At 68.5% G+C, this 3,841-nt stretch carries 3 protein-coding genes; 2 read left to right on the forward strand and 1 reads right to left on the reverse strand.

Annotation, left to right across the window (positions count from 1 at the left end; all coding sequences use genetic code 11):
• Window positions 1-140 precede the first annotated feature (140 nt).
• Window positions 141-1,529 (reverse strand): glucose-6-phosphate dehydrogenase, encoded by a 1,389-nt coding sequence (locus Y706_RS0112480; RefSeq protein ID WP_028276848.1) that lies wholly within the window; start codon window positions 1,527-1,529, stop codon window positions 141-143.
• A 152-nt stretch (window positions 1,530-1,681) separates the two neighbouring features.
• Between Y706_RS0112480 and ffh the strand changes: the two genes are divergently transcribed.
• Window positions 1,682-3,271 carry a signal recognition particle protein gene (gene ffh, locus Y706_RS0112485; RefSeq protein WP_028276849.1) on the forward strand — a complete coding sequence of 530 codons (1,590 nt, stop codon included), beginning with the start codon at window positions 1,682-1,684 and terminating at the stop codon, window positions 3,269-3,271.
• A 71-nt stretch (window positions 3,272-3,342) separates the two neighbouring features.
• Window positions 3,343-3,841 (forward strand): alpha/beta fold hydrolase (locus tag Y706_RS25240; protein WP_043436063.1); only part of this gene is annotated, 499 nt, incomplete at its 3' end.

Raw genomic sequence — 3,841 nt, forward strand, 5'->3', positions numbered from 1 at the left:
GGGCCGGATACCTGAGAAGGTATCCGGCCCGCTGTGTCGTTGCTGCCTGGTCGTTGCTGCTGTGTCGTTGCTGCTGTGTCGTTGCTGCCTGGTCGGCTCCGGCGCACCGCCGGATCCGCGCGGGCCCTGCCGCGACGAATCTAGGCCGGCCAGCCCTCCGGCCCCGGGGTCCCGGCCGGATATTCCTCCAGCGGGACATGTCCGGCGGTCCAGGATTTCAGCACCGGTGCCAGGATGCGCCAGCAGTCCTCGGCCGTGTCCGCCCGCACCGAGAGCAGCGGATCCCCGGTCAGCACGCCCTCGAGCACTTCACCGTAGGGGAGGAGTTCGGAGGCGCTCAGTTCGGCCTGCAGCGTGGCCCGGTCCAGGCTCAGGACATTGCCCGGTCCGTTCACGTCGACGTCGAACTGCAGCGTGTCCGGGCCAAAGCCGATCCGCAGCTGGTTGGGGGCGTCCACACCGGTGAACCCCTTCGGAAGGTGCGGCACCGGCCGGAAGGTCACCACGGCCTCCTTGCGTTTCTGGCCCAGCGCCTTGCCCGAGCGCAGGATGAACGGCACGCCCTGCCAGCGCCAGTTGTCGATCTCCACCTGCACCTCGGCGAGGGTTTCAGTACCCCTGGACGCGTCCACGCCCTCCTCCTTGGCGTAGTCCGGAATGTCCCGGCCGTTGATCGAACCCGCCGTGTACCGGGCCCGGCGGCTGCTTTGGCGGTAGGGGGCCTTGATGCTGCTGGCCCGCAGTACGGTGGCCACGGCATCGCGGAGATCGCGTTCGTCCACGGATGCCGGCGGCTCGATTGCCATGAGGGCCATGATCTGAAGCAGGTGGCTTTGGATCATGTCGCGGAGCGCCCCGGCGCCGTCGTAGTAGCGGGCGCGGCCTTCGAGGGCGAGGTCCTCGTCGAAGATGATCTCGATTTTTTCGATGTTCTGCCGGTTCCACACCGGCTCCAGGAACGTGTTCGCGAAGCGCAGGCCAAGGATGTTCAGGACCGTTGCCTTGCCGAGGAAGTGGTCCACGCGGTGGATGTGGTCTTCCGGGACCAGCGCGGCCAGCGTCTTGTTCAGGTGGCGCGCCGACTGCTCGTCGGAGCCGAACGGCTTCTCCATGACCAGCCGGGTGCCGGCGGGCACGTCCTCCGGCGCCAGGGCCTCGCAAGCGAGCTGGCTGACCCGCGGCGGCAGGGCGAAGTAGACCGCCACGGGCCCCTCCAGTTGCGCCAGGAGCCCGGCGAGCTGGCCCTCGGCCGTGACATCGAGCTGGTGGTAGGTGCTCTCCTTGCGGATCCGCTTGAGCTCCCGCTTGCCGTGGGCGTCGGCCTTGGAGTCCTCGTCCGCGAAGGACTCCTCGATCCGGCCAAGCCACTGCTCCGGCGTCCAGGGGTCCGATCCCGCTCCCGCCAGGGTGAGGCCGTCGGCGCGGCCCCGGGACACCAGGCGGGCAAGCCCCGGTAACAGGAGCCTTCCGGTGAGATCGCCGGAAGCGCCCAGGATGAGCAGGGTTTTTACAGTTGTTTGGCTGGTCACCTACGCCAGCATGCCATCTTGAAGGCGCATCTTGGTACCCTAGATAGTCGAGTCCTGTTGTCGAGGCGGTTCGTCCAGGCGAATACCAGTCGCGACGCTGGCGTGCCGCACCGGCCGCCACCTGTAGATCCACTGAAAGAAGTGCACGGCGCGTGTTCAATTCACTCTCTGACCGGTTGACAGCAACCTTCAAGAATCTGCGTGGCAAGGGCCGCCTGACCGAGGCGGACGTTGACGCCACAGTCCGCGAGATCCGGCGTGCCCTCCTGGACGCCGATGTCGCTGTGCCCGTGGTCCGGGAGTTCACCGGCCGCGTGCGCGAGCGTGCCCTCGGCGCCGAGGTCTCCGGGGCGCTGAACCCGAGCCAGCAGATCGTGAAGATCGTCAACGAGGAACTCGTCGAGATCCTCGGCGGCGAGACCCGCCGGATCCGCCTGGCGAAGACCGGACCCACCATCATCATGCTTGCCGGCCTCCAGGGCGCCGGCAAGACCACCCTGGCCGGCAAGCTGTCCAAGTGGCTCAAGTCCCAGGGCCACAGCCCGATGCTGGTGGCCTGCGACCTCCAGCGCCCCAACGCCGTCACCCAGCTGCAGGTGGTCGGCCAGCGCGCGGGCGTGCCCGTCTTCGCCCCGCACCCGGGCGCCACGTCCACCGAGCTGGACCACCCTGCCGGCGACCCTGTCGCCGTCGCCCGCGCCGGCGTCGAGGAAGCCAAGCGCACCCTCCACGACGTCGTGATCGTGGACACCGCCGGCCGTCTCGGCGTCGACGCCGACATGATGGAGCAGGCGCGCCAGATCCGCCGTGCGATCGTCCCGAACGAAGTCCTGTTCGTGATCGACTCCATGATCGGCCAGGACGCCGTCAACACGGCCCTGGCCTTCGATGAGGGCGTCAACTTCACCGGCATCGTGCTCTCCAAGCTCGACGGCGACGCCCGCGGCGGCGCCGCGCTCTCTGTCGCGTCGGTGACCGGCAAACCGGTCATGTTCGCCTCCACGGGCGAAGGCGTGGACGACTTCGAGCTCTTCCACCCGGACCGCATGGCCTCGCGCATCCTCGACATGGGTGACGTCCTCACCCTGATCGAGCAGGCCGAGAAGTCCTGGGACAAGGATGAAGCCGCCCGGATGGCGAAGAAGTTCGCCGACCAGGAAGACTTCACCCTCGATGACTTCCTCGCCCAGATGCAGCAGATCCGCAACATGGGCTCCATGAAGAAGATGCTCATGATGATGCCGGGCGCGCAGAACATCCGCCAGCAGCTGGAGCAGTTCGACGAGCGCGAGATCGACCGCGTCGAGGCCATTGTCCGCTCGATGACCCCGCACGAGCGTGTGGCTCCGAAGATCATCAACGGCTCCCGCCGGGCCCGTATTGCCCGCGGTTCCGGCGTGCACGTCTCTGAGGTCAACGGACTGCTGGAACGTTTTGCCCAGGCCCAGAAGATGATGAAGAAGATGGCCGCCGGCGGCGGGATGCCCGGCATGCCGGGAATGCCCGGCATGGGCGGCGGGGGCGGAGCCCGCAAGGGAGCCAAATCCGCGCCCAAGAAGAAGGCCCGCTCCGGCAACCCGGCCAAGGCGGCGCAGGAACTGCGCGACGCCGAGGCCCGGCGTGCCGCCGGCCCAAAGGCGCTGCCCACCGGCGCGTCGTTTGGCCAGCAGGGCGGCGACTTCGATCCGTCCCAGCTGAACCTGCCCAAGGGTTTCGACAAGTTCCTCGGCGGCAGCAAGTAGCCATAAGTGCTGACGGCCGCGGGCACTGTGTCGCCGGCGGCATCAGCACTGAAGTGCCATAGGGTTAGACAATGTTCAAGCAGCGCGTAGTCTTCGTCCATGGGGACGGCAGCTTCGGCGCCGCCGCGTGGCCAAAACAGCACGGAATGGCGCTGGACTACGACGCCCTGTTCCTGCGGCGGCACGGGTTTGACGCCGTCGCGGAACCGCTCGAATCCAACTTCGCCGCCGACTCCGCCATCGTGCTCGCCTCGCTGGCAGACGACGGCCGCGGCGAGGCCGGCGGCCACGTGGTGGCCCATTCGCAGGGCGCGATCGCCGCGATGATGGCCGCCGTCGAACGGCCCGACCTCGTCCAGTCGCTGACCCTGGTGGAACCGGCCTGCCTGTCCCTGACCGCGGAACTCCCGGCCACCGCCGCGCACCGGGCCCTGATGCAGCCGCTCTTCGACGTCCGCCACAACCTCAGCGACGACGACTTCCAGCGGGAGTTCATCCGCCGCGCGTTCGCGGCGGACGCCCCCGGGGCCACGACGCCGGAGGCCCTCCGGGCTGCGCGCCGGCTCCGCC

The organism is Arthrobacter sp. I3 (assembly GCF_000520575.1).
In the GTDB taxonomy this organism is placed as follows: domain Bacteria; phylum Actinomycetota; class Actinomycetes; order Actinomycetales; family Micrococcaceae; genus Arthrobacter; species Arthrobacter humicola_A.